This window comes from Streptomyces sp. C (assembly GCF_000158895.1).
Taxonomy (GTDB): domain Bacteria; phylum Actinomycetota; class Actinomycetes; order Streptomycetales; family Streptomycetaceae; genus Streptomyces; species Streptomyces racemochromogenes.
Window position 1 is genome coordinate 4,215,037 of record NZ_GG657750.1, and the last position, 26,693, is coordinate 4,241,729.

Annotated in this window: 28 protein-coding genes and 2 pseudogenes; 22 read left to right on the plus strand and 8 right to left on the minus strand. The window is 73.0% G+C overall.

From position 1 onward, the window contains the following. Positions 1-407 precede the first annotated feature (407 nt). From SSNG_RS18895 to SSNG_RS18925, 7 genes are all read left to right on the plus strand, one after another. Positions 408-662 (plus strand): MoaD/ThiS family protein, encoded by a 255-nt coding sequence (locus SSNG_RS18895; protein ID WP_007265472.1) that lies wholly within the window; start codon positions 408-410, stop codon positions 660-662. 604 nt (positions 663-1,266) lie between these two features. Continuing rightward, positions 1,267-2,505 (plus strand): hypothetical protein, encoded by a 1,239-nt coding sequence (locus SSNG_RS39950; protein ID WP_347232502.1) that lies wholly within the window; start codon positions 1,267-1,269, stop codon positions 2,503-2,505. 95 nt (positions 2,506-2,600) lie between these two features. Continuing rightward, positions 2,601-3,308 (plus strand): DUF2993 domain-containing protein, encoded by a 708-nt coding sequence (locus SSNG_RS18905; RefSeq protein WP_007265474.1) that lies wholly within the window; start codon positions 2,601-2,603, stop codon positions 3,306-3,308. 445 nt (positions 3,309-3,753) lie between these two features. Then, on the plus strand, positions 3,754-4,599 hold the full coding sequence (locus SSNG_RS18910) for a sulfurtransferase (RefSeq protein ID WP_007265475.1): 846 nt from the start codon (positions 3,754-3,756) through the stop codon (positions 4,597-4,599). Positions 4,600-4,680: 81 nt separating this feature from the next. After that, positions 4,681-4,971, plus strand: coding sequence for a DUF1416 domain-containing protein (locus SSNG_RS18915; RefSeq protein WP_007265476.1), 291 nt, complete (start codon positions 4,681-4,683; stop codon positions 4,969-4,971). Positions 4,972-5,099: 128 nt separating this feature from the next. Continuing rightward, positions 5,100-5,363 (plus strand): DUF3099 domain-containing protein, encoded by a 264-nt coding sequence (locus SSNG_RS18920; RefSeq protein ID WP_007265477.1) that lies wholly within the window; start codon positions 5,100-5,102, stop codon positions 5,361-5,363. A gap of 119 nt (positions 5,364-5,482) precedes the next feature. Further along, on the plus strand, positions 5,483-6,289 hold the full coding sequence (locus SSNG_RS18925; RefSeq protein ID WP_007265478.1) for a hypothetical protein: 807 nt from the start codon (positions 5,483-5,485) through the stop codon (positions 6,287-6,289). A gap of 63 nt (positions 6,290-6,352) precedes the next feature. Here SSNG_RS18925 and SSNG_RS18930 read toward each other — a convergent pair whose 3' ends face one another. After that, positions 6,353-7,582 (minus strand): RNA-guided endonuclease TnpB family protein, encoded by a 1,230-nt coding sequence (locus SSNG_RS18930; protein WP_007265479.1) that lies wholly within the window; start codon positions 7,580-7,582, stop codon positions 6,353-6,355. 143 nt (positions 7,583-7,725) lie between these two features. On the opposite strand from SSNG_RS18930, the gene SSNG_RS18935 reads away from it, so the two are divergent. The 5 genes from SSNG_RS18935 (at position 7,726) to SSNG_RS18960 (ending at position 11,752) form a co-directional block, all read left to right on the plus strand. Further along, a complete protein-coding gene (locus tag SSNG_RS18935; protein WP_128637027.1) occupies positions 7,726-8,550 on the plus strand; it encodes a hypothetical protein in 825 nt (274 codons plus the stop codon). Continuing rightward, entirely contained in the window at positions 8,547-9,350 is an 804-nt protein-coding gene (locus tag SSNG_RS18940) for a hypothetical protein (RefSeq protein WP_007265481.1), read from the plus strand. The genes SSNG_RS18935 and SSNG_RS18940 overlap by 4 nt, the downstream gene beginning before the upstream one ends. 271 nt (positions 9,351-9,621) lie before the next feature. Beyond that, positions 9,622-10,194: an FABP family protein gene (locus SSNG_RS18950; RefSeq protein ID WP_007265482.1), complete on the plus strand. Its 573-nt coding sequence runs from the start codon at positions 9,622-9,624 to the stop codon at positions 10,192-10,194. Positions 10,195-10,322: 128 nt separating this feature from the next. Then, positions 10,323-10,763 carry a Fur family transcriptional regulator gene (locus SSNG_RS18955; RefSeq protein WP_007265483.1) on the plus strand — a complete coding sequence of 147 codons (441 nt, stop codon included), beginning with the start codon at positions 10,323-10,325 and terminating at the stop codon, positions 10,761-10,763. Positions 10,764-10,783: 20 nt separating this feature from the next. After that, positions 10,784-11,752 (plus strand): glycine cleavage T C-terminal barrel domain-containing protein, encoded by a 969-nt coding sequence (locus SSNG_RS18960; RefSeq protein ID WP_007265484.1) that lies wholly within the window; start codon positions 10,784-10,786, stop codon positions 11,750-11,752. Positions 11,753-11,766: 14 nt separating this feature from the next. Here the strand turns inward: SSNG_RS18960 and dtd are convergent, their stop codons facing one another. Then, the gene (gene dtd / locus SSNG_RS18965; protein ID WP_042801357.1) at positions 11,767-12,192 is read right to left on the minus strand and encodes a D-aminoacyl-tRNA deacylase; all 426 of its coding nucleotides are present in this window, start codon (positions 12,190-12,192) and stop codon (positions 11,767-11,769) included. Positions 12,193-12,324: 132 nt separating this feature from the next. Here dtd and SSNG_RS18970 point away from each other — a divergent pair, with 132 nt between their 5' ends. The 4 genes from SSNG_RS18970 to SSNG_RS18985 all read left to right on the plus strand — a co-directional run bounded on the left by SSNG_RS18970 (position 12,325) and on the right by SSNG_RS18985 (position 16,111). Then, positions 12,325-12,912, plus strand: a complete 588-nt coding sequence (locus tag SSNG_RS18970) for a hypothetical protein (protein ID WP_042801359.1) — start codon at positions 12,325-12,327, stop codon at positions 12,910-12,912. Between the two features lie 119 nt (positions 12,913-13,031). Further along, positions 13,032-14,276, plus strand: a complete 1,245-nt coding sequence (locus tag SSNG_RS18975; protein WP_007265487.1) for a GNAT family N-acetyltransferase — start codon at positions 13,032-13,034, stop codon at positions 14,274-14,276. A 103-nt stretch (positions 14,277-14,379) separates the two neighbouring features. Beyond that, positions 14,380-15,156: a putative protein N(5)-glutamine methyltransferase gene (locus SSNG_RS18980; RefSeq protein WP_347232455.1), complete on the plus strand. Its 777-nt coding sequence runs from the start codon at positions 14,380-14,382 to the stop codon at positions 15,154-15,156. Positions 15,157-15,196: 40 nt separating this feature from the next. Then, positions 15,197-16,111 carry a sigma-70 family RNA polymerase sigma factor gene (locus SSNG_RS18985; protein ID WP_050779888.1) on the plus strand — a complete coding sequence of 305 codons (915 nt, stop codon included), beginning with the start codon at positions 15,197-15,199 and terminating at the stop codon, positions 16,109-16,111. Between the two features lie 30 nt (positions 16,112-16,141). Here the strand turns inward: SSNG_RS18985 and SSNG_RS18990 are convergent, their stop codons facing one another. Together SSNG_RS18990 and SSNG_RS18995 are read right to left on the minus strand one after the other, a co-directional pair. Then, entirely contained in the window at positions 16,142-16,483 is a 342-nt protein-coding gene (locus SSNG_RS18990) for a DoxX family protein (protein WP_007265490.1), read from the minus strand. Between the two features lie 156 nt (positions 16,484-16,639). Continuing rightward, complete coding sequence (locus SSNG_RS18995) at positions 16,640-17,563, minus strand: NAD(P)-binding domain-containing protein (RefSeq protein ID WP_241695083.1); 924 nt, start codon at positions 17,561-17,563, stop codon at positions 16,640-16,642. Between the two features lie 66 nt (positions 17,564-17,629). Between SSNG_RS18995 and SSNG_RS19000 the strand changes: the two genes are divergently transcribed. Next, entirely contained in the window at positions 17,630-17,983 is a 354-nt protein-coding gene (locus SSNG_RS19000) for a helix-turn-helix domain-containing protein (RefSeq protein ID WP_007265492.1), read from the plus strand. 140 nt (positions 17,984-18,123) lie between these two features. Here the strand turns inward: SSNG_RS19000 and SSNG_RS39955 are convergent. Beyond that, positions 18,124-18,793: pseudogene (locus SSNG_RS39955) on the minus strand (maleylpyruvate isomerase N-terminal domain-containing protein). 108 nt (positions 18,794-18,901) lie between these two features. Between SSNG_RS39955 and SSNG_RS19005 the strand changes: the two are divergent. From SSNG_RS19005 to SSNG_RS19015, 3 genes are all read left to right on the plus strand, one after another. Further along, on the plus strand, positions 18,902-19,321 hold the full coding sequence (locus SSNG_RS19005) for a helix-turn-helix transcriptional regulator (RefSeq protein WP_042801362.1): 420 nt from the start codon (positions 18,902-18,904) through the stop codon (positions 19,319-19,321). A gap of 23 nt (positions 19,322-19,344) precedes the next feature. Continuing rightward, positions 19,345-19,914, plus strand: a complete 570-nt coding sequence (locus SSNG_RS19010) for a hypothetical protein (protein WP_042803733.1) — start codon at positions 19,345-19,347, stop codon at positions 19,912-19,914. 135 nt (positions 19,915-20,049) lie between these two features. Beyond that, positions 20,050-20,388, plus strand: coding sequence for a DUF2516 family protein (locus SSNG_RS19015; protein WP_007265496.1), 339 nt, complete (start codon positions 20,050-20,052; stop codon positions 20,386-20,388). A 4-nt stretch (positions 20,389-20,392) separates the two neighbouring features. On the opposite strand, the gene SSNG_RS19020 is transcribed toward SSNG_RS19015, so the two are convergent. The 3 genes from SSNG_RS19020 to SSNG_RS19030 form a co-directional block, all read right to left on the minus strand. Next, positions 20,393-21,694, minus strand: a complete 1,302-nt coding sequence (locus SSNG_RS19020) for a fused response regulator/phosphatase (protein WP_007265497.1) — start codon at positions 21,692-21,694, stop codon at positions 20,393-20,395. 650 nt (positions 21,695-22,344) lie between these two features. Beyond that, positions 22,345-23,400: an NlpC/P60 family protein gene (locus tag SSNG_RS19025; RefSeq protein WP_042801364.1), complete on the minus strand. Its 1,056-nt coding sequence runs from the start codon at positions 23,398-23,400 to the stop codon at positions 22,345-22,347. Between the two features lie 299 nt (positions 23,401-23,699). Next, the gene (locus SSNG_RS19030) at positions 23,700-24,527 is read right to left on the minus strand and encodes a hypothetical protein (RefSeq protein ID WP_007265500.1); all 828 of its coding nucleotides are present in this window, start codon (positions 24,525-24,527) and stop codon (positions 23,700-23,702) included. 254 nt (positions 24,528-24,781) lie between these two features. On the opposite strand from SSNG_RS19030, the pseudogene mshA reads away from it, so the two are divergent. Both mshA and SSNG_RS19040 read left to right on the plus strand, forming a co-directional pair. Then, positions 24,782-26,133: pseudogene (mshA, locus tag SSNG_RS19035) on the plus strand (D-inositol-3-phosphate glycosyltransferase). Continuing rightward, positions 26,126-26,629, plus strand: coding sequence for a YbjN domain-containing protein (locus SSNG_RS19040; protein ID WP_007265502.1), 504 nt, complete (start codon positions 26,126-26,128; stop codon positions 26,627-26,629). Before mshA ends, SSNG_RS19040 begins: the two are co-directional and overlap by 8 nt. The last annotated feature ends 64 nt before the right edge of the window (positions 26,630-26,693 follow it).

A 26,693-nucleotide genomic window follows, 5' to 3' on the forward strand; every position in this document is an offset into this window, starting at 1 on the left:
GTACTGCTTCGTACGCCTGGCCTGGCATCCGCCGCGGCCCCCGCGCCCTGGGGTCCGGATGGATACCACTGTTCTCGGTCCGTTCAACGTGCTGAAAGCACAAAAGGACCCGGGGGCTACGTTGCCCGGATCCTCTACGCCGCCAGAATAGCCCACCGGCCCTTTCGGGGCCGAGGGCTGCCGTGCACCGCATTCTGTGGTTCGCGCCACGCCTTCCTCCTGCGTATGCCCTGGTTTCGCCGGATCGAGCGGTCCGCCGACCGGTCCTGCGGGGCCTCCGGGCGCACGGACGGCGCGCTGAGGCACGCCGGGGTGACGGGCCGGAGGGGTCATCATGGAGGCCGACGGTAGAGAGCCGACGGAGCCGACCACGGGACCGCCCGGTCGGCCGAGCGATAGGAGCTGCAGTGGCAACCGGAACCATCCGCTACTGGGCGGCGGCGAAAGCCGCTGCCGAGACGGCGGAGGAGCCGTACTCGGCGCGCACACTGGCCGAGGCGCTCGACGCCGTGCGGGACCGCCATCCGGGGGAACTGACCCGGGTCCTGCAGCGCTGCTCCTTCCTCGTGAACGACGAGCCCGTGGGCAAGCGCCCGCACGATGCCGTCCTGCTGACCGAGGGGGGCACCGTCGAGGTGCTCCCGCCGTTCGCGGGCGGGTGAGCGGATACCGATGAGCACTCCCGAAGAGCAGCAGCGGCAGCAGCGGCAGGCCGCCGAGCAGGACCCGTACGCCACCCAGACCTGGCAGTCCGACACCTGGGAGACCGGGTACCAGCCGGTGCAGCCGCCGCTGGGCTCGGTGCCCGGCCAGCCGGCCGCCCCGGCGCCGGCGCCGGGGCCGCAGGGGCAGTGGGGGCAGACCGGCGGTGGGGTGCCGTGGCCGGACGCCACCGGGGGCGGTGTGCCCTCCGCGGCCGCCGCCGAGACCGCGTACCTGCCGCCCGTGCCGGCACAGCAGCAGCCCGCGGCGCCCGAGGGCTGGTTCCGCGACGAGCAGCCGCAGCAGCCGCAGCAGCCGCCGGCTCCCGCGCAGGGCGGCGGCTGGTCCGCCGACGCGGCCGCGCAGACGGCGTACCTGCCGCCCGTGCCGGCGCAGCAGGCTCCGCAGCCGCAGCCGCAGCAGTCCGCCGTGCCCGACGGCTGGTTCCGCGACGAGCCGGCGCGGGCGCCGCAGCCGCAGGCTCCGGCCGTGCCGTGGCCGGACGCCACCGGGGGCGGTGCGGCCGCTTCCGCGGCTGCCGCCGAGACGGCGTACCTGCCGCCGGTGCAGCCGCAGTCCGCCGCCGCCGAGACGGCGTACCTGCCGCCCGTGCGGGAGTCCGCCGGGGCGGCGGAGCAGACCGCGTACCTGCCGCCGGTGCAGCCGCAGTCCGCCGCGCCGGACGGCTGGTTCCGCGACGAGCCGGCGCGGGCGCCGCAGCCGCAGGCTCCGGCCGTGCCGTGGCCGGACGCCACCGGGGGCGGTGCGGCCGCTTCCGCCGCCGCCGAGACCGCGTACCTGCCGCCGGTGCAGGCCCAGGGGCCCGCGCCCGACGCGGCGTGGGGCGCCTCCGGCTCCGCCGCCGAGCAGACGGCGTACCTGCCGCCGGTGCGCGAGCCCGCCGGGGGCGCCGACGCCGCCGCGCAGACGGCGTACCTCCCCCCGGTCCCGCCGGAGCCGCAGGCGCAGCAGGCGCAGGGCACCGGCACCGTGCCCGGTCCGTCCGCCGAGTACTCGCCGCCGACCCTCGGCGGCAACACCCTGCGCGCCGTCGATCCGGCCCAGGCCCGCGCCGAGGGCCGGTCGCCGATCATCGACCCCGGTCCGCAGTCGGCGATACTGACCGCCGCGCTGGGCCTGCTGATGGCCGGTGCCGCCGCGTTCGGCCAGTGGGCGCTGCTCGTCCCGCTGATCGCCCTCCAGGGGCTCACCGCGGCCGGCTGGTTCCGCCTCAACGGCATGTGGCCGGCCCGCCAGGGCATCGTCTTGGCCTTCGCCGGGGCCCTCGTCGCCGACGGCGCGGTGCTCGCGCTGGACGGCACGTACGCCCCCGGAGCGATCATCGGCACGCTCGGGGCCTGGGTGCTGCTGACGCTGGTGCTCCAGCTGCGCAGCCACGCGGACCCGGACGAGCGGATGTACGGGCTGATGGCCTCGGTGGCCTCCGCCGCGCTGGCCATCGTCTGTGCGGGTTTCCTCGCCGCGGACTGGGAGCCGGTGACCACCGGTGCCGTCGCCGTCGCCGTCGCGGTGTTCGCGCGGGCGCTGCCGCTGCCCACCCCGGCCTCCGTCGGCGTCTCGCTGGCCGCCGCGGCCGGTGCGGGCATCGCGGTGGGCGGGCTGACCGGGCTGGGCGCCGGCGGGGCGCTGGTGGGCCTCGCGGCCGGGGTGTGCGCCCTGATCGGGCTGCGCGTGGCCGCGTACGACTACCCGTCGAAGTTCGTCCACATGACGGCCGGTGTCGCGCTGCCGCTGGCCGCCGCGGCCCCCGTCGTCTACCTGATGGGCCGGGTGGTCGGCTGAGGCCGCCAGGGGGTCCCGCCCCGCCGCTGACACCGCCCTCACGGCCGACCATGGTCCACTGGGACGTACGTACCGACTAGTTGGGGGAGGGACACGTGCGTTTCATACGTGTCGTGGTGATCATCGGCGTGGTGCTGGGAGGGCTGTTCGTGGGCGTCGACCGCTGGGCGGTCGGCTATGCCGAGAACCGGCTGGCCGACCAGGTCCGGTCCCGCCAGGGCCTCGCGGGCAGTGCCGAGGTGGAGATCCACGGTTTCCCCTTCCTGACGCAGGCGCTCAGCCGCGACCTGGAGCAGGTCGACCTGAAGCTCGACGGCGTCGACGTCACCGCCGACGGCCGCAAGACGCGGCTGTCGGAGCTCAAGGCCTCGTTCCACGAGGTGAAGCTGAACGAGGGCTACAACGGCGGTACCGCCAAGCGGGCCGAGGGCTCCGCGCTGATCTCGTACGAGGACCTCACCAAGGCCTCGCAGAACGGCGTGGTCCTCACCTACGGCGGGGCGCCGAACAAGGTGAAGGTCACCGCGACCCTGGACTTCCTCGGCAAGACCATGACCCGCAGCGTGGTGTCCACCGTCGCCCTCGTCGACGCGGGCGGTTCCAAGGTCGTCCGGGTCCGCGCGGACGCCGTCCCGGGCGAGGGCATCCCGGGCATCGAGAGCGCGGTGCGCAAGCGGACCGACTTCGACCGGCGCATCGACGACGGCCTGCCGGCCGGGCTGAAGCTCGCCTCGCTGACCTCGGACGAGTCCGGTGTGCACCTCGCCCTGAGCGGTTCGGACGTGTCCCTGGCCGGATCGTGAGACGGAGCGGTCCGATCCGCAGAAGGACGGGCCGCGCGACCAGCCCCGGAAGGCCTTCGGAAGGCCGTCCGGGGCTTTCTCGTCCCGGAATACGGACGATCCTGTCTCGACATATGACACGCCGGTGACAGGGCGGCCGGTTCGTCCCTACGATCCATGGCTATGAAGCATCAGCAGGCGGACCTCACGAAGCGGCGGGCAGTAGACCTGTGTCGCGTCGCCGCCATGCTCTGTCGCTCCATGTGAGGTGTGAGCCTTCCGCTCCACCGGCCGGACCGACGGCCCTTCATCCGCGTGACCGCACCGCCGCGCACCAGCCTCCCGCCCCCCTGACGCCTCCCCGCGCAGGGTCCGAGAGCCGCACCCGGAACGGCACGCACCAGCACAGCCCGCTTCGCAGCAGCCCCAGCACAGCCCCGCCGCAACTGCCCCGGAGGAGAACACCATGAGCCGCAGCGACGTCCTCGTAGACGCCGACTGGGTCGAAGCCCACCTGAACGACGCCAACGTCGTGATCGTCGAGGTGGACGAGGACACGTCCGCGTACGACAAGAACCACATCACCAACGCCGTCCGGATCGACTGGAAGCAGGACCTCCAGGACCCGGTGCGCCGCGACTTCGTGGACCAGGAGGGCTTCGAGAAGCTCCTCTCCGCCAAGGGCATCTCCAACGACGACACCGTCGTCCTCTACGGCGGCAACAACAACTGGTTCGCGTCCTACGCCTACTGGTACTTCAAGCTCTACGGCCACCAGGACGTCAAGCTCCTCGACGGCGGCCGCAAGAAGTGGGAGCTCGACTCCCGCGACCTGGTCGACGGCAAGGACGTCCCGAACCGCCCGGCCACCGAGTACAAGGCCAAGGCCCAGGACACCTCCATCCGCGCCTTCCGCGACGACGTCGTGGCAGCGATCGGCTCCCTGAACCTGGTCGACGTCCGCTCGCCCGACGAGTTCTCCGGCAAGCTGCTCGCCCCGGCGCACCTGCCGCAGGAGCAGTCGCAGCGTCCCGGCCACGTGCCGAGCGCCCGCAACATCCCGTGGTCGAAGAACGCCAACGACGACGGCACCTTCAAGTCCGACGAGGAGCTGACCGCCCTCTACGAGGCCGAGCAGGTGGACCTGGCGAAGGACACCATCGCCTACTGCCGCATCGGCGAGCGCTCCGCGCTCACGTGGTTCGTGCTGCACGAGCTCCTGGGCCAGGAGAACGTCAAGAACTACGACGGCTCCTGGACCGAGTACGGCTCGCTGGTCGGCGTGCCGATCGAGCTCGGCCCCAACAAGTAGTCCCGGCGGCGGGGGCGGGCACGCGACGCCCGCCCCCGCGCCCCCGCAGCAGCAGAACCTCTCTAGGACAGGACAGAGAACATGTGTGGAGCACAGATCGGCGGGCCCGACCTCGCGACGCTGAAGCCCGGTGAGACCGCGATCCAGGGTCAGGTGACCAAGGACGGCGAGCCCATCAGCGGCTACGTCCGCCTGCTGGACTCGACCGGCGAGTTCACCGCCGAGGTCCCCACCTCCGCGACGGGCCAGTTCCGCTTCTACGCGGCCACCGGCTCGTGGACCCTGCGGGCGCTCGTCCCGGGGGCCCAGGCCGACCGTGCCGTCGTCGTCGCCGAGGCCGGCGGCGTGACGGACGTCGCCATCGCGGTCTGAACGCTTCAGACCGACAGCTGAACCGGCCGAAGGGCCGCACCCCCGGGGGTTGGACGCCACTGGAACGGGGTGCGGCCCTTCGCGCCGTCCGCCCTTGTGCTCACGGGGGCCCGCCCTAGGCTGGAAACATGTACGCGCGGCGCCGGCGCGCCTATTTCTGGCTCATGGGCGGATGCCTGTTCCTCTTCGTCTCCGCCTGGTCCTTCGTGCGCCTGTTCTCGGTCGAGGCGGCGGTCGCGCTGTGCGTGGTCGCCATGGTCATTCCGCCGGTCGCCGCGATGGTGGCGAACCGGCGGGGGCCGGACGACCGCTGGTGGGACGACCCCTCGGGCGATCCGAAATCGGACGAGTGGTGGGACGAACTGGACGGAAAGCGGCATCGGGAAGACTGAAAGCCGCCTATATAAAAGCGTAATAAAGATGCGTACAACGGCCCCCCGCCCCAGGGTGTCGTGGATGTGCGCGGGCGAACGAACGATCCCGCGGCTCCAGTCCTGTGGGGGACCCCGTCTTGGAAAACGAAATCCAGGAATCGGGTACTCCGGAAATTCCGCCGGTTGATCCGGCAATTCCGGACGTAACCGTTCCGACCCGCGCCCCGCGCCGTCGCGGGCGCGGCCGTACGACGCTGCTGATCGCCGCCGCCCTCGTCCTGGGCGCGGTCGCCGGCACCGTCACCGGCTACGCCGTCCAGTACCAGCGCCCGCCCACGGCCCTGCCGCCGCTGGCGCAGCAGAAGCTGGACACGCCGAAGGCGCTGGCGCCGGACGACGCGACGACGGCCAAGTCGATCAACGCCAACCGCTGGCACAAGACCGACGGCGACCTCACGGAGCTGCTGATCGAGGCGCCGGCCGGGGCGAAGGTCGAGGAGAGCGGCTACGACACCCTCGACTCCTTCGCGACACGTTTCGACAGGTCGGACGCCGCCCTGCGCAGCTTCGCCAAGGACGGGTTCAGGCGTGCCGCGACGACCCTCTGGATGACGGACGACGTCCTGGTCGAGGTCCGGCTGGTGCAGTTCCGCGACTTCTCCGGCGCTAACGGCTACCAGAAGTCGCAGTCCGCCTACATGGACAACAAGGAGTACGCGGGCAACGACGGCGTGGCGATCCCGGGCGTCCCCGCAGACCTCGGACACGTCTGGGTGGCATCGGAAATCCGCGAGAAGCCCGGCTACCTTCCCATCCGCGAGGGCCGGGCCCTCGTCCGCCGGGGCGACATCGTCCTCGACCTCTTCTACGTCGACAGGCGCGGCCGCCGGTTCGCCGAGAGCGATGTCATTGACCTGGCCAAGCGACAGCTGGAGCGACTTTGAATCCTCCCCTCCCTGAAGGGAGGGGATTCCTCGCCCTCCAGGGCTGATGCGGGGATTTCTGGCTCACGCTGCCAGGCGGGGCAGCGCCCCGTCTGGTCTTACGCGATCAGCACCAGCCGGGTTGAGACCAGCCCGGGCCAGCATGACGCGTGCGGAGTTCTTGTCCCTGGGGGACACGGCTCCGCACGCGGTGCAGGCATACGTTCGTGTCGAGAGAGGCAGTGCGTGCTTGGTTCTCGCTCCGCACTGGGCGCAGTCCATCGTGGTGTGCGCGGGGTGTACCAGGTGCACGGCACGGCCGTGCTTGCGGCCCATCTCGATCAGGGCCGTCTTGGTGGCGCCGATCGCGGCGTCGGCGGCCTTCTTGGCCATGGTGGACTTGGCGAGGAACTTCGGTCGGAAGTCCTCAACGGCCAGGGCATCATGGTCGCGGACCACGGACTTGGCCCACTTGCGGCCGGTGTCCTGGCGTTGCCGGGCCACCTTCTTGTGCAGCTTCGCAGCTTGCCGCTTCGCCCGCTGGTAGCCCTTCGAGGCGGGCTTGCCCTTCGCCGGTTTCCGGCGGGCCATCATCCGCTGATACCGCGCGAGGCCGGCGGCGGCCTTCTTGCCGTGCTCGGCGTGCGGGAGGTCGTGGGCATCGCTGGTGGTGGTCGCGATCTCCTTCACGCCCCAGTCGACACCGATCACGGCGCCGGTTTCCGGAAGCGGCTCGACCTCGGCGGGAACGACGAACGAGCAGTACCAATGCCCGATGGAGTCCTGGTAGACCCGCACGCTGGACGGTTTGGCCGGGAGGTGCCGCGACCAGACCACGGTCAAGGCGATGCCGCCCGCCAGGTGCAGTCTTCCGTCCTTCAGCCGGAAGCCGCGCTGGGTGTAGCTGAGGGACGGCAGGGCTTCGCGCTTCTTCTTCCACTTCGGCATCCCGGCCCGCTGCCGCTCCGGCAACCGGTCCTTGATGTCCTTCTGCGCCTTGATCCGGGACTTCCCGAAGTCCCGGATCACCTGCTGCTGCGGAACCGAGGACCCATCGCGCAGCCAGGCATTCGTCTTACGGGCCTCGGTCAGCATCTTGTCGAGCTGCGCCGGGCCACAGGTCCGCTTGTTCGTCCCCTCGGGCCGTTCCTTGTTCCACAGGTGCGTCTGTTTCGACTTCGCGCAGGACTCGTTCCAGATCCACCGGCACCGGTCCCACTCCGCCATCAGGGCGGCGAGAGCGGTGGACGACATGCGGACGCGGAAGGTCCATCGGGCATGCCCGGCACCCCCCGCTAACGCTGTCGTCGCCATCACAACAACCTATCCCCGACCACTGACAACAACCGAAAGAGCAGGTCAGGCCAGATGACAACCGAGCTCCAGTCCTTGGTGCCTCCGCCCCAGGGACCCATTCCTCCCCGGCCTGAAGGCCGGGGCCTCCTGGGAGAAGTCCGGTGACCGAACCGCAGACCGAAACGACCCCGGCTTCCAAGACGCCGACCGCCCCGCCCGGGCCTGTGCGCACGGGTGACCGTAGGAAGACGGCCGCCTTCATCGCGGCGGGCGTGGCCGTCGTGGTCCTCGTCGGCGGTGGGGCCTGGGCGTCCTCCGCCATCGCGGACGCCGACCGGACCGCGCCGACCGCCTACTGGGCGGAGGGCGACGGGAAGCTGCCCGAGGCCGAGAAGCCGGAACCTGTGCCCGCGAACGCCCTCTCGGGCAAGCTGCTCCCGGTCCCCTCCGGGTTCGTCCTGGGGCCCGACCTCGCGGGCGAGGGAAACGACTTCTCCATCTCCGGTGAGAAGGCCGTCGAGGGCCTCAAGGAAGCCCGCAAGGGCCTGTCCAGCTCGGAGCGCAAGAAGCGCGACGACCTGCTCGCGGACCTCAGGCTCAAGGGCATGGCCGGGCGGAGCTACGTCGGCGACAGCGGCAGTCCCGTCGTGGAGATCCGCATCATGCAGGCCGACCCGAAGGCCGTGGGGGCGTTCTCCGAGGTCAGCAAGAAGCTCCTCGACCTTGCAGGCGGCGGCCGCGACAACCCGAAGGTGGACGGCTTCCCGGACGCCAAGTGCGCCGTGCTGGCAGAGGGCGAGAACAGGCAGGAGAAGATCGACTCCCTCTACTGCGTAGCCGTCCAGGGCGATGTGATGGTGAACTTCCGCGCCTACTCGTCCCGGTTCTCGGTCGACGGACCCAAGGCTGAGTTCTCCACGTCCGACGCCACCGGGTTCCTCAAGAACCAGCTGTCCCGCCTGAAGTCCCCCGGGGAGTCCGTGTGACCGCGCAGAACACCACCACCGCCCCGGCCCCCGAGGCCCCCGAGGAGCGGCGCGGGCTGCGCGCCGCCCTGCGCTGGACCGCCGCCGTCCTCGTCTTCGCCGCCGCCGGCGCGGGGACCGCGTACGGCATCACGCGGGCCGACCGCACCGACGTCCCCGGCCTGTCCACCGAGGCGGACGGCCGCTGGACGTACCCGGCCCTGGCCAAGCCCACCCTGCCGCCCGGCGCGGCGCTGCCCTTCGCCACGGACAACAAGGACGGCATCCACTACGCCGGCCTCACCCAGCTCCTCCTGCCCGCCCCCCTCGGCTCCACCCCCGACACCGGACTGAAGCTGGAGAAGGACTCGGCCGTCACCGTGGACACCCTCCTGGAGGAGTACGAGGGCACCGCGCGCGCGAAGATGAAGCAGGGGTTCACCGACAACGGGCTGCGCCAGATCGCCGCCCGCGGCTGGACCACCCCCGACGGCACCCGCACCCGCGTCTACCTGCTGCGCTTCCACGCCTCGGGACTCGCGGTCACCTTCACGGGCTGCGGTCCCGACATGAACCTGAGCGGCGTGAACCGCATCGAGACGGACGACGCCTGGGGCAGGGCCCGCGGCGCCCAGGCGGCCCCCGACCCCACCGGCGTCACCGTCCTGGAGGAGCCCGTCCCGTTCGGCGACGAGCAGGTCCGGGCCGGGTGCGTCCAGTCGGGCGACATCCAGGCCGTGATCCTGCAGAGCCGCAAGGGCGGGGCCACGGCCGTCCCGCTCCACCAGGCGGTGATCCTGCAGCAGCAGCTGCTGGGCTGAACCGGCGGGGGCGGCCGCTACGGCCTACCTCACACCGTGCGCCGGGCCCCGGGCCAGTAGGCTTGGGGACCGGCCCCGTCCACCCGCACCGAATCCTCCGAGGAGCACCCCGTGCTTGAGGCAGTCTTCACCTCCCTGCTGGTCCTGGTCTGCGTCGGCGTCCTCGCCTTCACCGGCCTGGCCGTCAAGAAGCTGTACCAGGGTCAGCGCTGAGCATCCGCCCTGCCGACCGCCCCGGAACCCCTCCCACAGATCGCCTGAGCAGCCAACCATGATCCAGATCCCTTCCGACCTGAACCCGGGCCTCGTCCCCCTCGCCTTCCTCCTCGGCACCTGGGAAGGCGCAGGCGTGTTCGACTTCCCCGGCGAGGAGAAGTGCAACTTCGGCCAGGAAGTCGTCTTCAGTCACGACGGCCGGGACTTCCTGGGGTACACCTCCCACACCTGGGTGCTCGACGCCGAGGGCAACAAGGTGCGCCCCCTGGAGTCCGAGTCGGGCTACTGGCGCATCGACAAGGACCGCAAGGTCGAGATCGTCATGGTCCGCGACCAGGGCGTCGTCGAGGTCTGGTACGGCGAGCTCGCCGACCAGAAGCCCCAGATCGACGTGGTCACCGACGCGGTCGCGCGTACCGCCGCGTCCGGCCCGTACAGCGGCGGCAAGCGCCTCTACGGCTACGTGAAGAGCGACCTCATGTGGGTCGGCGAGAAGGCCACCCCCGACGTCGAGCTGCGCCCCTACATGTCGGCCCAGCTCAAGAAGGTCGTCACCCCGGAGGAGATCGCCGACATGGCGCGCAACCTCCCGGAGCTCCCCGAAGACGGCATCGCCTTCTTCCGCTGAGCCCGCGAGCCCGCGAGGCCGTGAGCCCGCGAGCCCGCGAGCCCGCGAGGCCGTGAGCCCGCGAGCGCACGCACGACAGGGGGACCGCGGTCTGACCGCGGTCCCCTTTCCGCGCTTACACTGGCCGGGTGGTGACCACCGACTGGAAGAGCGATCTGCGGCAGCGCGGCTACCGGCTGACACCGCAGCGCCAGCTCGTGCTCGAAGCGGTCGACGCCCTGGAACACGCCAGCCCCGACGAGATCCTCGTGGAGGTCCGCAAGACGGCCTCCGGGGTGAACATCTCCACCGTCTACCGGACCCTGGAGCTCCTGGAGGAGCTCGGCCTGGTCTCCCACGCCCACCTCGGGCACGGAGCCCCCACCTACCACCTCGCCGACCGGCACCACCACATCCACCTCGTCTGCCGCGAGTGCACCGGCGTCATCGAGGCCGACGTGGACATCGCCGACGAGTTCACGGCCAAGCTCCGCGCCACCTTCGGCTTCGAGACCGACATGAAGCACTTCGCGATCTTCGGGCTCTGCAAGAAGTGCGCGGCGGCCAAGCGCCAGGAAGCCTCTCCCTAGCGCCGTCGTAGGCTGGTGGCATGACCAGCAGCCCCTTGCTCCATCTTCCCGGCGCCGTAGCGGCCGAAGGCCGTGACGAGGGCGTCGCCGCCCACTACGGAGAGCTCTACGGCGAACAGCGCGCCCTCGCCGACGGCCGCGGCTTCGTCGACCTCTCCCACCGCGGGGTCGTCACCGTCACCGGCGCCGACCGGCTGAGCTGGCTGCACCTGCTGCTCACCCAGCACGTCAGCGACCTCCCCGCCGGCCAGGCGACCGAGGCGCTGATCCTCTCCGCCAACGGGCACATCGAGCACGCCCTCTACCTCGTCGACGACGGCGAGACCGTCTGGGCGCACGTCGAGCCCGGGACCCAGGAGGCCCTCCTCGGCTACCTGGAGTCGATGAAGTTCTTCTACCGCGTCGAAGTCGCCGACCGCACGGCCGACTTCGCCGTCGTCCACCTCCCGGCCGGCTCCATCGCCGAGCCCGGGAAGGAGCACGTCGTACGCGAGACCGCGCACGGCCGGGACGTCTTCCTGCCCCGCCCGCAGCTCGAGGCCTTCGCCGCCGCCCACGGCCCCGCCGCCGGGCTCCTCGCCTACGAGGCGCTGCGCGTCGAGGCGCACCGCCCGCGCGTCGGCGCCGAGACCGACCATCGCACCATCCCGCACGAGCTGGGCTGGATCGGCACCGCCGTGCACCTGCAGAAGGGCTGCTACCGGGGCCAGGAGACGGTGGCCCGCGTCCACAACCTGGGGAAGCCCCCGCGCCGCCTGGTCTTCCTGCACCTGGACGGCTCCGAGGTGCTGCTCCCGGCGCACGGGACGCCCGTACGGCTCGCCGCGGACGGGGAGGACGGCCGGCAGCTCGGCTTCGTCACCACCGCCGTCCGCCACCACGAGCTCGGCCCGATCGCCCTGGCGCTGGTCAAGCGGAACGTCCCGGTCGACGCCCCGCTGCTGGCCGGGAACACGGCCGCCGCGCAGGAGGTCGTCGTGGCGCCCTGACCGCCGCGCGTCCGCTACACGTCGATGACGATGGTGAACGGGCCGTGGTTCGTCAGCGAGACCCGCATGTCCGCGCCGAACCGGCCCGTCGCCACCGTCGCGCCCAGCGCCCGCAGCTGCGCCACGACCTCGTCGACCAGCGGCTCCGCCACCGGCCCGGGCGCGGCCGCGTTCCACGTGGGGCGGCGGCCCTTGCGGGCGTCCCCGTACAGCGTGAACTGGGAGATCACCAGCAGCGGCGCGTCCACGTCGCTACAGGACTTCTCCGCCTCCAGGATCCGCACGGACCACAGCTTGCGCGCCAGCACCGCCGCCTTCTCCGGGGTGTCGTCGTGGGTCACCCCCACCAGCACGCAGAGCCCCTCGCCGACGATCTCGCCGACCGTCTCGCCCGCCACGACGACGCTCGCGCCGTCCACCCTCTGCACCACTGCTCGCATACCACCTGTGTACCAGGAGTGCATCCGTCCGGGGCCGATCGGGTGGACTGGGACTGCGTACGCACCACGGAGAGTGGCACCATGCTCGCAGGCGGTGCCCCCAGCACCGGTCGAGGGGACGGATACAACGTCATGAACACTTCTGGTACCTCCGCACCTGCACCCGCGTCACCCGCTCCGGACACCCCCGCGGGCGCCGCGGGGCGGCCTCCCGCGCAGCGCACCGGCGAGCCGCTGGGGCCGACCACCCCCGCCACCGCCCTGGGCCTGCCCGAGCTGCGGGCGCTGCGCCGCGACGCGCAGCGCGACGAGGCCGACCTGAGCTACGTGCGCAGGCTCCTGCAGGGCCGCATCGACATCCTGCGCGCCGAACTGGCCCGCCGGACGGCCACCGAGGCGCCGGTGGTGGACCGGCTCTCGGAGATCCTCGCCGACGCCCCGTCGACCCGCAGCGCCTCCGCCCGGCACGTCACCCTCGGCACTCCGCACAACGAGGAGTTCCGGCGGCTGGCGGCGGAGATGCTGTCCGACGTGGAGCTGTCCGACCTGGAGGCGCGCACCGACGGGGAGCTGCACGACGCGATGGGCCGGCTGGTCCGCTACGAGCAGCAGGTCTCGCGGCGCCGGCAGCAGCTCCAGCGGATGGCCGACGACTCCAGCGCGGAGATCACGCGCCGCTACCGCGAGGGCGAGGCGCAGGTGGACGACCTGCTGGCGTAGGGCGGGGACGGCGGCGGGGACGGCGGCCGGGGCGGCGGCGGGGCGGCGGCCGGGGGCCGGTGCGTGGCCGCGGAAATTGGGGCGACCGGTGCCGGGCGCGGCGGTTAGCGTGGCCGGTCATGAGCGCTGACGTGCGGCCGATCGCCGCATCCGAACTGCCCGCCTGGCTCACCACGCTGAACTCGGGCTTCCTGACTCCGGGCACCCCGACGGAATCCGATGTGGCCCAGCGCGCCGCGCACACCGATCTGGCGCGCGTACAAGGGGCCTTCGACAAGGAGACCGGCCGGTGCGTGGCCACCTTCCGCTCCTTCGCCCAGGAACTGACCGTGCCCGGCGGTGCCGCCGTCGGGAGCAGTGCGATCTCCAACGTGGCCGTGCTGCCCACCCACCGCCGCCAGGGCCTGCTGACGCGGATGATGGAGGCCGAACTGGCCGCCGCGCACGCGCGCGGTGACGTCCTGTCGACCCTGATCGCCGCCGAGTACCCGATCTACGCGCGCTACGGCTACGGCGCCGCGACCGTCCACGCCGAGTGGGAGGTCGACGTCGCCCGCACCGGCCTGGACCGCAGCCGTCCGGCGCCGGTCGACGGCGGCCGGATCGACCTGGTCGACGCCGCCGAGGTGCGGCGCGTGGGGCCCGCCCTGCACGAGCGGCTGCGGGCCGCCCGGCACGGCATGGTCGACCGGGACGCGCGCTGGTGGAGCCTGAAGACGGGCCTGGAGCAGATGTCGCACCGTCCGTACCGGGAGAAGATGCGGGCCGTGTACCGGGACGCGGCCGGTGAGGTGGCGGGGCTGGCCGTCTACCAGGCCGACGACCACTGGACGGACGCGAAGACCCCGCTGAACACCGTCCAGGTCGTCGACTTCCTCGCGGCGACCCCGCAGGCCGAGCGGGCGCTGTGGCACTTCCTGTGTTCCATCGACTGGGTGCTGAAGGTGCGCAGCGGCAACCGCGCCCCCGACGACCTGCTGCCGGAGCTGCTGCCCGACGCGCGGGCGGCCCGGCCGGTGTCGGCGGCCGACTTCCTGTGGGTGCGCGTCCTGGACGTCGTACGGGCGCTGGGGGCGCGGACGTACGAGGTGCCCGGGGTGCTGGTGCTGGAGGTCGAGGACGCCACGGGCCCGGCGGGCGGCCGCTACCGGCTGGACGCGGGCGCCGGCACGTGTACGCGTACCGAGGAGCCGGCCGGGGTGCGGCTGGACGTGTCCGCGCTGGGGTCCCTGTACCTGGGGGACGCGTCGGCGGTGCGGCTGGCCGCGCTGGGCCGGGTCGCCGAGCTGGAGCCGGGGGCCGTCGCGCTGGCCGACGCGGTGTTCCGGACCGCGCGCCGGCCGTGGTGCCCGGACGTGTTCTGAGGCCCGGGCGGGCGGTGACATGACGGACCTGGCCGTCCGGCCGGGTCCGGGCGCCGCCGGGGGCCTATCGTCGGCACCGGCAGAACCAAGAGGATTGAGCTACGTGACTTCGATTGTGGAACGGCTGCGCGCGGCCGGCTGCGTCTTCGCGGAGGAGGAGGCCGACCTGCTGGTCGCGGCCGCCACCGACGACGGGCACCTGGCGGGCATGGTCGCCCGCCGGGTGGACGGCGAACCGCTGGAGCACGTCGTCGGCTGGGCGGAGTTCTGCGGACTGCGCGTGGAGGTGGGCGCGGGGGCGTTCGTACCGCGCAGGCGCACCGAGTTCCTGGCCCGGGAGGCGGTGGAGCTGGCCCGCCCCGGTGCGGTCGTGCTGGACCTGTGCTGCGGTGTCGGCGCGCTCGGCGCGGCGGTGGCGGCCCAGGTCCCGGGCGGGGTCGAGCTGCACGCGGCCGACATCGACCCGGCGGCGCTGGCGTACGCGCGGCGCAACGTGGCCCCGTACGGCGGTGCGGTGTGGGAGGGCGACCTGTACGCGGCGCTCCCCGCGGGGCTGCGGGGGCGGGTGGACGTGCTGATGGTCAACGCCCCGTACGTGCCGACGGGGGAGATCGGGCTGATGCCGCCCGAGGCCCGCGACCACGAGCCCCTGGTGTCCCTCGACGGGGGCGCGGACGGCCTGGACGTGCACCGCCGGGTCGCGGCGGGGGCGCTGGAGTGGCTCGCGCCGGGCGGGCACCTGCTGATGGAGACCAGTGCCAGGCAGGCGCCGCTGACGGCGTCCGCGCTGACCGGGGGCGGTCTCGTGGTGCGGGCGGTCAGCTCGGAGGAGCTGTACGCGACGGTGGTCATCGGACGGGCGCCGGCTCCGGCTGCCTGAGGAAGCAAGGGGAGGGGCGGAAGTGGACGACGTCGTGGACGTGGGCGGGGCCGTGGGCGCGGGGGGCGGTGGCGGGGCTGGGCTGACGGAGCTGTTCGAGGAGCACCGCAGCCGTCTGCGGGCGGTCTCCTACCGGATGCTCGGTTCGCTCAGCGAGGCCGACGACGCCGTCCAGGAGACCTGGCTGCGGCTGGACCGCACGGACGTGAGCGGGGTCGAGAACCTCGGGGGCTGGCTGACGACGGTGGTCTCGCGGATCTGCCTCAACCTGCTGCGTTCGCGCGAGGCGCGGCGCGAGGACCCGGTGGAGCGGCTGGAGACGAGGGTCCCGGACCCGCTCATCAGCCCGGTGCGGCGGATCGACCCCGAGCAGGAGGTGCTGCTCGCCGACTCGGTGGGGCTGGCGCTGATGGTGGTGATGGAGTCGCTGGCTCCGGCGGAGCGGCTGGCGTTCGTCCTGCACGACATGTTCGCGGTGCCGTTCGACGAGATCGCGCCGCTGATCGAGAAGTCCGCCGCGGCGACCAGGCAGCTCGCCAGCCGGGCGCGCCGCAAGGTGCAGGGGCAGGCCCCGGCGCCCGACGCGGACCTGGCCCGTCAGCGGGAGGCGGTGGACGCGTTCTTCGCCGCCGCGCGCGACGGGGAGTTCGAGGCGCTGGTCGCGGTGCTCGACCCGGACGTGGTGCTGCGTTCCGACGGAGGTGTGGGCGGCCGGCAGACGGTGGTCTTCACCGGTGCGCGGGCGGTGGCGAGCCAGGCGGCGAGCTACCGCGCGCTCACGCCGTTCGTGCGGCCCGCGCTCATCAACGGCGCGGCCGGGGTGGTCGTCGTACCGAAGGCGAACGCCGTGGCCGTCATGGCCTTCACGGTCGTCGGGGGGAAGATCGTGGCGATCGACGTGCTGTCCGACCTGGCCCGGCTCAAGGAGCTCGACCTGTCGGCGCTGGAGGGCTGAGGCGGCGGGGCCGCCGCCCCGCCCCGGCCGTCAGACGGTCAGGGCGAGGGCGACGGCCATCGGCGCGGAGTAGACCACCGGGAAGACGACGTGGGCGTAGTCCCGGGCCCGCAGGGTGATGATGACGGCGCCGATGAAGTACAGGACCAGGCCGATGCCGGCGGCGATCCCGATGGCGGGGACGACGAACCCGGCGAGGAGGCCGAGGCCGCCGGCGAGCTTGGCGGTGGCGAGCAGGTTCCACGTCTTCTCGGGGACGCCGTACTGGACCAGGGGCTCGACCGTGTACTTCGAGCGGGTGTAGAGCGAGACGGCCGAGTAGACGGCCATGACGGCGGCGATGACGGTGAAGACGGTGGCGGTGGTGGACATCGGGGGCTCCTTCGGGGCGGTCTCGCTTGCTGCGACATCCCTTTGACCCGCCGCGCCGCGCGGATGTGACAGCCCGCCGGGAATTCTTTCCGGCGGGCTGTTCGGGGGGTGTGCCCGGGGGTGTGCCGGGGTCGTGCCGGGGGTGCTGCGGGGGTGTCAGGCCCGTGCGGGAACGGCCGTCCTGCCGAGGAATTCGGCGACGCGGATGAAGCCGTCACCGCCGTGGCCGTGGGCGATGGCCCGCTGCGCCAGGCCCTCGGTCGCGCGCATCAGGGCCGCTTCGATGCCGTGCTCCTCGGAGGCGTGGATGATGTGCGCCATGGACGAGGCCCCGGACGTCAGCGGGTTGAGCCGGCCCGAGTAGCTGCCGCTGTCCACGTCGGCGGCGAACTCCTCGAAGAGCGGCGGCAGGATCGCGGCGATGCCCTGGGCGAAGGGGGTCAGTTCCCCGGCGCTGACGCCCTCGGCCTTCGCCACCGCCAGGGCGTGGGCGTAGCCGGCCATCGAGGTCCAGAAGATGTCCAGCAGGGCGATGTCGTACGCGGCCGCGCGGCCGATGTCCTCCCCGAGGTGGGTGTGGGTGCCGCCGAGGACGTCGAGTACCGGCCGGTGTTCGCGGTAGAGGTCCTCGGGGCCGCTGTGGATGAACACCGCGTCCGGGGTGCCGATGGTGGGGGTCGGGGTCATGATCGCGCCGTCGAGGTAGCGGATGCCGTGGGCGTCGGCCCAGGCGCCGGTGTCGCGGGCCCGGGCGGGGGTGTCGGCGGTCAGGTTGACGAGGGTGCGGCCCTTCAGGGCGGCGGTGACGGCGTCGGGCCGCAGGATCGCGTCGGCGGCGTCGTAGTTGACCACGCAGACCACGGTCAGCGCACTGGCGGCGACCGCCTCCTGAGCCGACGCGGCGGGGATGGCGCCCCGTGCGACGAGGTCCTCCTCGCGGCCGGGGGTGCGGTTCCAGACGGTGGTGCGCACCCCGGCGTCGAGGAAGGCGCCGGCCAGGGCCCGGCCCATGGGGCCGAGACCGAGCACGGTGACGGTGGCCTGCTGGGTGGACGTGGACGTGGACATGGACGTGGACATGAAGAACTCAACTCCCGTGGAAACATGGGTGGTGCGAGAAGGAATCGGCAGGAGAGGGACGGGGAGATGACGCGAAGCCGCGCACAGGATCCGAACGTCTGCGGGGTCACCGCCGCGATGGCGGTGATCGACGGGAAGTGGAAGACGTCCCTGCTCTGGATGCTGGAGGACGGTCCCCAGCGTCCGGGGGAGCTGCGGCGCCGGATGCCGGGCCTCAGCGAGAAGGTGCTGACTCAGGCGCTCCGCGAGATGGAGGCCGACGAGATCGTGCACCGTGAGGTGCACGACGTGCTGCCGTTGAAGACCGAGTACTCCCTGACCGGCTTCGGCCGGGCACTCGCGGAGGCGGTGGCGCCGCTGTCCGACTGGGGTCACCAGCGGCTGGACCGTATGGCGGAGTCCCGCCGCGCGGCTTCCTGATCCCTTCCTCCCGGCCGCTGGACCAAGCTTCGCCGGGCGGCGTCGGCCCGCCAAGTACCCACCTTTTTGTGGGTACCCGGGAGCGGGTGCCGGGGCGGGGGCGGGTCGGCGCGGGGGCGGGGGGCCTTCGCCGGGCCGGCCTAGCCGAGGAGGAGCGGGACGCGCGCGCCCCAGTTTCCCCGGCCTCCGAGAGCGCGGGCCCCCTCGGCCGCGCTGGGGGCGCGCCGGCCGGTGCCGACCAGCAGCGCGTCCTTCGTCGCGGAACCCTGCCGGGAACGCCGCCCCGGCGAATCCGCTCCAGCAGCGCCCCGGGCCCCGGCGAGGGCCTCGGCGGGCGGGCCGCGGCGCGTGCGGGAGGTGCGCGACCAGGTCGAGGTGGTGCAGCGTCCACTCCAGGACGTACGCGGACAGGTAGTCGCCGGCGGTGAGCACCTGACCGCGGGTCCCGACGCGGGCCGAGGGGTCCGCGAGGGCACCGGCGCGTCCGGCGGCGGAGCCGACGTCGTCGAGGTGGAACTTGAGCAGCCAGGGCTCCCCGTACGCGGCGGCCAGCCGCACGGTCAGCGCGTCGAGCGGGTCCTGCCCGTCGGGGGCGGCGCCGACCTCCCAGTAGCCGGCCGCGTCCCGGGTGGGTTCCGCGTCGGAGGGCGTCGCGAGGGTGATCAGCACGTCCTGGGCGTCGATGACCAGGTGGCACACCAGGTCGCGAACGAGCCACCCGCGGCAGCCGGACGGCCGGCCGAAGTCCTCGTCGGCCAGGTCGGCGACCGCCGCGCGCAGCGCCGCCCACGACAGGGAGAAGAGGTCCACGCCCGCAAGCTAGCACCGGGCGGTCCGGGGTGGTGCGGACCCCGGCCGGGTGGGAGCTATTGCTAGCAAGCGCTTGCAATAGTTAGCGGGGTGGGGCAGGATCGGGGCATGGCATCGCTCAACGTCGGAAACCTCGGCGAATACCTCCGCGAGCAGCGGCGGCAGGCCCAGCTCTCGCTGCGGCAGCTGGCCGACGCGGCGGGGGTGTCGAATCCGTACCTGAGCCAGATCGAGCGCGGGCTGCGCAAGCCGAGCGCGGACATCCTCCAGCAGCTGGCCAAGGCGCTGCGGATCTCCGCCGAGACGCTGTACGTGCAGGCCGGGATCCTCGACGAGCGGGACCGGGACGAGGTGGAGACGCGCGCCGTCATCCTCTCCGACCCGTCGATCAACGAGCGGCAGAAGCAGGTGCTGCTCCAGATCTACGACGCGTTCCGCAAGGAGAACGCGCTGGAGGCCGACGAGGCTCCCGGCGAGGACGCGGCCGGCAGCACCGGTGACGACGCCGCGATGCCCCCTACGAATTGACTGTGATCCGGGAGGACCCGCACATGGCCATCGCCGATGACCTGAAGAAGACCCTCACCGACCCCACCCCCCTCTACTTCGCCGCCGGCACGGCCGACCTCGCCGTCCAGCAGGCCAAGAAGGTGCCCGCGCTCATCGAGCAGCTGCGCGCCGAGGCCCCCGCGCGCATCGAGGCCGTGAAGAACACCGACCCGAAGGCCGTCCAGGAGGCCGTCGCGGCCAAGGTCACCGAGGTCTTCGGCTCGATCGACCCGAAGAAGCTCGGCGAGACCGCCCAGGACCTCGCGCTGCGCGGCGTCGGCGTCGCCGCCGAGTACGCCGTCCGGGCCAAGGAGACCTACGACAAGGTCGCCGAGCACGGCGAACAGACCGTACGCGCCTGGCGCGGCGAGGTCGCCGAGGAGATCGTGGACATCGCCGGGGCCGTGGAGCCGGAGCCCGCGCGGGAGCCGGCGCAGGAGCCGGCGCAGGAGCCCGCCGCGGCCGAGGCGTCGGCGGAGTCCGCCGGTGAGGAGAAGCCCGCCGCGAAGAAGCCCGCCGCGCGTCGCACCGCGGCCAAGAAGGCCGCCGCCGGGACCGGCGAAGAGGCCTGAACGACCCCGTAACGACGCTGTTCCGGGCCGGGCACCCGGCGGGTGCCCGGTTCGTTGTCGTTTGGGAAGGCGGCTCCGGCGGTAGCGTGGAGCAGTGGAGCCAGTGGTGCCGGATGCGAGAAGGCGGTCGAGACGATGCTGATGCAGGGGTTCGATAACGGGGTGCTCCCGTTGCTCGGCTACGCCATGCTGGCGCTCGCCGTCGCGGCCTTCGTGCTGGCGCTGCTGGCGCGCGAGGACGCGTACCGGGCCGCCGAGAAGCAGACGAAGACCTTCTGGCTGGTCATCCTCGGGATCACCGTCCTCGTGGACTTCTTCCTCGGGATGCTGTTCCTGCAGATCGCCGGCCTGGTCGCCAGCATCGTCTTCTTCGTCGACGTCCGCCCCGCCCTCAAGCAGGTCTCGGGCGGCGGCCCGCGCCGAGGCGGCAGCAGCAGCGACGGCCCCTACGGGCCGTACAACGGCGGCCGCTGAGCCCTTATCCCGCCGCGCGGGAGAGCAGGACCACGGCGACGTCATCGGTGAGCTCGCCCCCGTTGAGGCGGCGGGCCTCGGTGACGGACGCCTCCAGCAGCGCCTCGCCGCTCAGGCCGCGCTCGATGTGCCGGTTGATCATCTCGACCATGCCGTCCTGCCCGAGGCGCTCGCGGCCGTCGCCGATACGGCCCTCGATCAGCCCGTCGGTGTAGAGCATCAGGCTCCAGGTGCCGCCCAGGTCGACCTGGCGGCGGGGCCAGCGGGCCCGGGGGAGCAGCCCGAGCGCCGGGCCGCTGTTCTCGTACGGGAGCAGCCGCGCGGGCTTGCCCGGCCTCGATATCAGCGGGGCCGGATGCCCGGCCAGGCACAGCCCCGCGCGCCGGCCGTCGGGGGAGATGTCCACCGTGCACAGGGTCGCGAAGATCTCCTCGCAGGGCCGCTCCACCTCCAGGACCTCCTGGAGGGTGGCGAGCAGGTCGTCCCCGCACAGCCCGGCCAGCGTCAGCGCGCGCCAGGCGATGCGCAGCTCGACGCCGAGGGCCGCCTCGTCGGGGCCGTGCCCGCAGACGTCGCCGATCATGGCGTGGACGGTGCCGTCGGGGGTGCGGACGGTGTCGTAGAAGTCGCCGCCGAGCAGGGCCCGGCTGCGGCCGGGGCGGTAGCGGGCGGCGAAGCGGAGGTCGGAGCCGTCCAGGAGCGGGGTGGGGAGCAGGCCGCGCTCCAGGCGGGCGTTCTCCTGGGCGCGAAGTTTCGATTCTGCGAGCTTGTACTGGGCGATGTCCGCCCGCTTTCTCTCCACGGCGTAGCGGATGGCGCGGCTCAGCAGCCGGCCGTCGAGCTCGTCGCGGTAGAGGAAGTCCTGGGCGCCCACGCGTACGGCCTCGGCGGCGCGGTCGGCGTCGGCCTCGCCGGTCAGGACGAGCACGGCGTGCCGGGGGGCGATGCGGAGCACCTCGCGCAGGGCGCCGAAGCCGTCCTCGTCGGGGCCGGGCAGGGCCAGGTCGAGCAGTACGCAGTGCACGTCGGGGGTGAGCAGCCGCGCGGCCTCGGTGAGGTTGCGGGCGCTGCGGATCCGGATCCGGTGGCCGTCGGCGTCGAGGATCTCGGGGACGGTGAGGCCGCCGGCGGGGTCGTCCTCCACCACCAGCAGCGTCAGCGATGCCGCCGGGGCCGCTGCCGCTGCCGCTGCCGCTGCCGCTGCCTGCGGTGCGGGGGTGTCCCGCTGCCGCGGTACGGGTGCGGGTGCGGGTGCGGGTGCGGGCATCGTCTCCGGTTCCTTGCCTCCCCCCGAAGGTGCGCTCATGCCGGTGACCCTAGCGGGCGGGTGCGGCCGAGCGGAATGGCCGCCGCGGGAGGGCCGCCGTCATATGCCCCTATCGCGGGGGAAAACCGCGCCCCCGGGATGACCAACGTCACGACCCCCCACCCCGACATCCCGCCCACCGAGACCCCACGCGACGCCGGTGCCCGGACCAGCGCGGGGCGCCCCGGGGCCGACCGCTCGGCGGCGCGCTGCGGTGTGGACGCGGGCGCCGGCGCGGCTCGCCGCTGCGCGGAGCGGTCCCCTACCCGCCCTTCCACCGTTCCCCGGGCTCCGCCCAGACCCGCGCCTCAAACGCCGGCGGGGCTGGGATGTGCGGGCTCCGCGCCTCGGGCGTCGGTGGGGCTGGTTGTGCGGGCTCCGCGCCTCAAGCGGTGGTGGGGCTGGTTGTGAGGGCTCCGTGCCTCGATCGGCGGTGGGGCTGGAGGTGTCGGCCGTCGCCCGGGGGCTGGAGTGTGCGGAGCGCACTTCCAGCCCCGCCGGCGTTTGAGGCGCGGGCGCGGTAGCGCCGTGTAGTGGCCCGGGCCTGCGCGCAGCGCACTGCGGAGCCTGGGGTCCGGGGCGGGAGCCCCGGGCCCGGGGTCCCGGGGCCCCCAGGGGCCCCGGGGTGTGGATCACCGCCCGGCCAGGGCTTACGCGTCGGGGCGGACCACCGCCTTGATCGGCATCGAGCCCGCCCCCGCCATCGTCACCGTGCGCCCCGGCCGCGGGGCGTGGACCATCGCGCCGTCGCCGACGTACATGCCGACGTGGCTCGCGTCGTCGAAGTAGATGATGAGGTCCCCCGGCCGCATGTCCTTGACCGCCACCTTCGGCAGCAGCCGCAGCTGCTCCTGCGAGGTGCGCGGGATCCCCCGCCCCGCCGCCAGCCAGGCCTGCGAGGTCAGTCCGGAGCAGTCGAAGGAGTTCGGTCCCGTCGCGCCCCAGACGTACGGCTTGCCGATCTGCGCCGTGGCCCACTGCACGGCCCGCTTGCCCGCGTCCGTGGCGGCGCCGTTGACGTCCTTCATCGCGCCCGACGACAGCCACGCCGTCTGCGCCTTGTACTGCGCTTCCTGCTCCAGCTGGATCAGCCGGGCCTTCTCCTCGGCCTCCAGCCTGTTCTCCAGGGCCTCCGCCGTCTTGATCTTCTCCTCGATCTCCTTCTTGGCGGCTTCCTTCTTGGCCCTGTTGTCCTCCATCTTCTGCCAGAGCGCGCCCGCTTCCTTCGCGTACCGCTCCAAGTCCGTCTGCGTGCGGTTCAGTTCCGACAGCAGGTCCGTGGTGGCCTTCTCGCCCTGCCGCAACCGGCCCGTCCCGTCCAGGTAGTCGGCCGGGCTGTCGCTCAACGCCAGTCGCGCGCCCGGCGGCAGGCCGCCCGAGCGGTACTGGGCGCGGGCGGCGGCGCCCGCACGGTCCTTCAGGGAGGAGATCCGGTCCTGGCCCGCCACCACCAGGTTGGCGATCTGCACGATCCGCTCGGACTGGGCCTTCGTCTCGCCCTCCGCGAGGTTGTACGCGTCCGTCGCCGAGCCGGCCTGCCGGTAGAGGTCCTCTATCTCCTTGCGGACCTGCTCCAGGGACTTGGCGCCCGGCTCGGGCGCGGGAGCCGCCGGAGCGGCGGGGGCCGAGGGAGCAGAGGGGGCCGAGGGCGCGCCCGGGGCGGCGTACGCGGTACCCGCGAGGCCCGGGGCCGCCAGTATCGCCATGGCGCACAGCAGTGTGAGAGCGGACGCTCCCTGCCGACGTGACGACGCTCGCTTCACGGTCCCCATGGCTCCCCCAGGCACCCCGGGTCAGACCGACGTCCCCGGACAAGCAAGGCGAACCGGACCGGACATCAGATCTGACTATTCATCAGTAACTTGGCACTGTCACCGGGATGGTGCCACGACTCGGTGAATTCCAACACCCTCCGGATGCCTCCCCGATCATGACCGCCACCGCCCCGGCCGTCCCAGCCGACTCAACGGACCGCTCCCAACGCCGGTTCCCCACCGCGCGAGGTTCACCCCGCCGGGCGCAACGCCTCCCACAGCACCGTCAGTTCCCCCTGCCGCCACCGCACCGGCCCGTCCGCCAGCGGCCAGTCCGCGGCCAGCGCCCGCGCCGTCCGGATCCACCGCTGCCGCGCCCCGTACGAGGCGTACGGAGCCGCCGCCGCCCACGCCCGGTCGAAGTCGCGCAGGAACGCGTACACCGGCTCACCCGGCACGTTCCGGTGGATCAGCGCCTTCGGCAGCCGCTCCGCCAGGTCCGACGGCCGCTCCAGCGAACCCAGCCGCGTCGCGAACGTCACCGTCCGCGGCCCCTCCGGCCCCAGCGCCACCCACACGTGCCGCCGGCCGATCTCGTCGCAGGTCCCCTCCACCAGCAGCCCGCCCGGCGCCAGCCGCCCGCACAGCCGTTGCCACACCTCCGCGACCTGCTCCTCGTCGTACTGCCGCAGCACGTTCGCCGCCCGGATCAGCGCCGCATGCCCCACCGGATCCCCGGCCGTGCCGTCCAGCGGCACCTCGAAGCCGCCGTGCCGGAAACTGAGCCCCTCCCGCTCGTACGGCTTCGCCCCCGCCACCCGCGCCGGCTCGATCTCGATCCCGACCACCCGCACCGCCGGCGCCGCCTCCCGCAACCGCGCCAGCAGCTCCACCGCCGTCCACGGCGCGGCCCCGTACCCCAGGTCCACCGCCACCGGCGCGTCCGCCCGGCGCAGCGCCGCCCCGTGCGCGGCCGCGATCCAGCGGTCCATGCGGCGCAGCCGGTTCGGGTTCGTCGTCCCGCGCGTCACGGTGCCCACGGGGCGCTTCGAGGACGGCGGAGTGCTGCGGGAGACCATGCGCCGAGCGTAAGCGGAGCGCGCGGCCAAGATAAAAATCCGGCAAACGACCAGGAACATCCGGGCTCCCGGAATGCGGCGGACCGCCATCCGGGTTGCACTCCTTGCAGGGCGCCGACCGCGCTCCCGCAGCCATGCCGCCCCACCGGCGCTGCCGACCCGCCGCCGGAGCGGGCCGCAGAGGACCGTCGACCGTCGTCCGAGCGAGAGGAACTGCTCCCTTGAGCCAGTACGTGTCCCGTCTCGGCGGCAGCATCAGCGGACGCATCGCCGCCGCCCGCGCCACCCGCCCCGACGCCCCCCGCCTGCGCCTCCCGGCCGTCGGCCACCACCGCAAGCCCCGCCGCGTGGCCATGCTCAGCGTGCACACCTCACCGCTGCACCAGCCCGGCACCGGTGACGCCGGCGGCATGAACGTCTACATCGTCGAGCTCGCCAAGCGCCTCGCCGCGATCAACATAGAGGTCGAGGTCTTCACCCGCGCCACCACCGGCGGCCTGCCGCCCGTGGTCGAACTCGCCCCCGGGGTCCTCGTACGGCACGTCGACGCAGGCCCCTACGAAGGCCTCGCCAAGGAAGAGCTGCCCGCCCAGCTGTGCGCCTTCACCCACGGCGTCATGCAGGCCTGGGCCGGCCACCGCCCCGGCTACTACGACCTCGTCCACTCCCACTACTGGCTCTCCGGCCACGTCGGCTGGCTCGCCGCCGAACGCTGGGGCGTCCCGCTCGTCCACGCCATGCACACCATGGCCAAGGTCAAGAACGCCGCGCTCGCCGAGGGCGACACCCCCGAGCCCGCCGCCCGCGTCATCGGCGAGACCCAGATCGTCGCCGCCGCCGACCGGCTCATCGCCAACACCGCCGAGGAGGCCGAGGAACTCGTACGCCACTACGACGCCGACCCCGCCAAGGTCGCCGTCGTCCCACCCCCGGCGTCAACCTCGACCGCTTCACCACCGGGGACGGACGCGCCGCCGCCCGCGCCCGCCTCGGCCTGCCGCAGGACGCCGTGATCCCGCTCTTCGCCGGCCGCATCCAGCCCCTGAAGGCCCCCGACATCCTGCTCCGCGCCGTCGCAGAGCTCGTCGACCGCGACCCCTCGCTGCGCCGCCGCCTCTTCGTCCCCGTCGTCGGCGGCCCCAGCGGCAGCGGCCTCGCCAAGCCCGAGGGCCTGCAGAAGCTCGCCGCGAAGCTCGGCATCACCGACCTCGTCCACTTCCACCCGCCGGTGGCCCAGGACGGCCTCGCCGACTGGTTCAGGGCCGCGTCCGTGCTGGTCATGCCCTCGTACAGCGAATCCTTCGGCCTCGTCGCCATCGAAGCCCAGGCCACCGGTACGCCGGTCCTCGCGGCGGAGGTCGGCGGGCTCCCCGTCGCCGTCAACGACGGGGTCACGGGCATCCTCGTACCCGGCCACGACCCGGTGGACTACGCCCGCGAGCTGCGCCGCTTCGTCGACGACCCCGGCCTCACGGACCGCATGGGCGCCGAGGCCGCGCGGCACGCGCAGTTCTTCGGCTGGGACACCGCCGCCGGCGGCACCGCCGACGTGTACACCGCCGCCATGCATGATCATCGCCGTCGCGTACGCTCCCACCATGGCTGACGCTGACACCGCCGCGATCATCGAGTCCACGCTGGCCGGCGCGGAGCTGAGCTGGGAGAGCCCCGAACCGGGGTCGTACGTCGTCCAGCTCCCCGGCACCCGCAAGCTGAGCACCACGTGCTCGCTCCGCATCGGCCGGCACTCCCTGTCGGTCAACGCCTTCGTCATCCGCCACCCCGACGAGAACGAGGCCGGCGTCCACCGCTGGCTGCTGGAACGCAACCTCAAGCTGTACGGGATGGCGTACGCGGTGGACCCCCTCGGCGACGTCTACCTCACGGCCCGGCTCCCGCTGTCGGTCATCACCCCCGAGGACCTGGACCGCCTCCTGGGCACCGTCCTGGAGGCGGCGGACGGGGCGTTCAACACCCTGCTGGAACTCGGCTTCGCGAGCGCGATCCGGCGCGAGTACGAATGGCGGGTCTCGCGGGGGGAGTCGACCCGCAACCTGGACGCCTTCAAGCACCTGACCCGCCCCACCGCCTCTCCTTCTTGACGCGCCGCTCGCACGGCCCGGCCCCTGGGGGCCACGCCTTTTCCACGCGCCGCTCGCACGGCTC

Bases quoted from the DNA above. Each gene is read 5' to 3' on its own strand.
- SSNG_RS18910 (WP_007265475.1), top strand. From the start codon at position 3,754: ATGAGCCGCAGCGACGTCCTCGTAGACGCCGACTGGGTCGAAGCCCAC.
- SSNG_RS18915 (WP_007265476.1), top strand. From the start codon at position 4,681: ATGTGTGGAGCACAGATCGGCGGGCCCGACCTCGCGACGCTGAAGCCC.
- SSNG_RS18920 (WP_007265477.1), top strand. From the start codon at position 5,100: ATGTACGCGCGGCGCCGGCGCGCCTATTTCTGGCTCATGGGCGGATGC.
- SSNG_RS18930 (WP_007265479.1), bottom strand. From the start codon at position 7,582: ATGGCGACGACAGCGTTAGCGGGGGGTGCCGGGCATGCCCGATGGACC.
- SSNG_RS18950 (WP_007265482.1), top strand. From the start codon at position 9,622: ATGATCCAGATCCCTTCCGACCTGAACCCGGGCCTCGTCCCCCTCGCC.
- SSNG_RS18960 (WP_007265484.1), top strand. From the start codon at position 10,784: ATGACCAGCAGCCCCTTGCTCCATCTTCCCGGCGCCGTAGCGGCCGAA.
- dtd (WP_042801357.1), bottom strand. From the start codon at position 12,192: ATGCGAGCAGTGGTGCAGAGGGTGGACGGCGCGAGCGTCGTCGTGGCG.
- SSNG_RS18970 (WP_042801359.1), top strand. From the start codon at position 12,325: ATGAACACTTCTGGTACCTCCGCACCTGCACCCGCGTCACCCGCTCCG.
- SSNG_RS18975 (WP_007265487.1), top strand. From the start codon at position 13,032: ATGAGCGCTGACGTGCGGCCGATCGCCGCATCCGAACTGCCCGCCTGG.
- SSNG_RS18990 (WP_007265490.1), bottom strand. From the start codon at position 16,483: ATGTCCACCACCGCCACCGTCTTCACCGTCATCGCCGCCGTCATGGCC.
- SSNG_RS18995 (WP_241695083.1), bottom strand. From the start codon at position 17,563: ATGTCCACGTCCATGTCCACGTCCACGTCCACCCAGCAGGCCACCGTC.
- SSNG_RS19000 (WP_007265492.1), top strand. From the start codon at position 17,630: ATGACGCGAAGCCGCGCACAGGATCCGAACGTCTGCGGGGTCACCGCC.
- SSNG_RS19005 (WP_042801362.1), top strand. From the start codon at position 18,902: ATGGCATCGCTCAACGTCGGAAACCTCGGCGAATACCTCCGCGAGCAG.
- SSNG_RS19010 (WP_042803733.1), top strand. From the start codon at position 19,345: ATGGCCATCGCCGATGACCTGAAGAAGACCCTCACCGACCCCACCCCC.
- SSNG_RS19015 (WP_007265496.1), top strand. From the start codon at position 20,050: ATGCTGATGCAGGGGTTCGATAACGGGGTGCTCCCGTTGCTCGGCTAC.
- SSNG_RS19020 (WP_007265497.1), bottom strand. From the start codon at position 21,694: ATGAGCGCACCTTCGGGGGGAGGCAAGGAACCGGAGACGATGCCCGCA.
- SSNG_RS19025 (WP_042801364.1), bottom strand. From the start codon at position 23,400: ATGGCGATACTGGCGGCCCCGGGCCTCGCGGGTACCGCGTACGCCGCC.
- SSNG_RS19030 (WP_007265500.1), bottom strand. From the start codon at position 24,527: ATGGTCTCCCGCAGCACTCCGCCGTCCTCGAAGCGCCCCGTGGGCACC.
- SSNG_RS19040 (WP_007265502.1), top strand. From the start codon at position 26,126: ATGGCTGACGCTGACACCGCCGCGATCATCGAGTCCACGCTGGCCGGC.